The following is a 1,097-nucleotide window of genomic DNA, read 5'->3' as shown; positions in this document are numbered from 1 at the left end:
GCTAGATGTATCCGGCCAGGACGTTGGTAGCAGGCGTGGCGGGTTGAACGAAGGAGAACCTCCGGGTGGGGTGTGGCTTGTCGAAGGCCCGCACCGCCCGGAGGTTCTCGTGTCTCACGCTAACGCCCGCACCACCGTCCAAGGCCGGCTGCTGATCGTCCAGCGCCACCGCGCGGGCTGGGCCCAGGCCCACATCGCCGCCGCGATGGGCGTCTCCCGCAAGTGCGTCAAGACCTGGGTCGACCGGTACGCCGCCGAAGGCGAAGCCGGCCTGGTCGACCGATCCAGCCGCCCCCGCACCAGCCCCAGGCGGACCCCGGCCGAGGTCGAGGAGCGGGTGCTGGCCGCCCGGACCGAGCTACGCGCCGGCCCCGACTTGATCGCCGAGCACACCGGTGTCCCGGCCCGGACGGTCTCGCGGGTGCTGGCCCGCCGCGGCGCGGCCCCGCTGTCGGCGTTGGACCCGCTGACCGGTGCGGTGATCCGCTCCTCGAAGGCCACCGCGGTCCGCTACGAACGCGAACGCCCGGGCGAGCTGGTGCACATGGACGTCAAGAAGCTCGGCCGTATCCCGCCCGGCGGCGGGTGGCGCGCCAACGGCCGCGCCGCGGCCGAGGCCACCCGCGACCGGAGCACCAAGCTGGGCTACGACTACGTCCACTCGGTCGTCGACGACCACTCCCGGCTGGCCTACTCCGAGATCCTGCCCGACGAGAAGGGCACCACCTGCGCGGACTTCCTGACCCGCGCCGCGACCTACTTCGCCGCCCGGGGCATCACCCGGATCGAGCGGGTCATGACTGACAACGCCTGGGCCTACAAGTACTCCCTGCGTCAGGTCTGCGCCGACCTCGGCGCCCGGCAGGTCTTCATCAAGGCGCACTGCCCCTGGCAGAACGGCAAGGTCGAACGCCTCAACCGGACCCTGGCCACCGAGTGGGCCTACAAGCAGGTCTTCACTAGCAACCAGGACCGCGCCGACGCCCTTGCCCCATGGCTCGAGCACTACAACACTCGACGCCGCCACAGCGCACTCGGAGGGCTCCCGCCCGTCAGCCGCCTGTCACCAACGTGATGGCCGGGTACAGCTAGAGCGC

General features: G+C 71.4%; 1 protein-coding gene. It reads left to right on the top strand.

All coding sequences use genetic code 11. The annotated features are described in order from the left end of the window. The first annotated feature begins 109 nt into the window (after nucleotides 1–109). Complete coding sequence (locus Q0848_RS18885) at nucleotides 110–1,075, top strand: IS481 family transposase (RefSeq protein WP_299040377.1); 966 nt, start codon at nucleotides 110–112, stop codon at nucleotides 1,073–1,075. The last annotated feature ends 22 nt before the right edge of the window (nucleotides 1,076–1,097 follow it).

The organism is uncultured Pseudokineococcus sp., assembly GCF_947495735.1.
Taxonomy (GTDB): Bacteria; Actinomycetota; Actinomycetes; order Actinomycetales; family Quadrisphaeraceae; genus Pseudokineococcus.
This window is presented reverse-complemented; position numbering and strand designations above follow the sequence as displayed.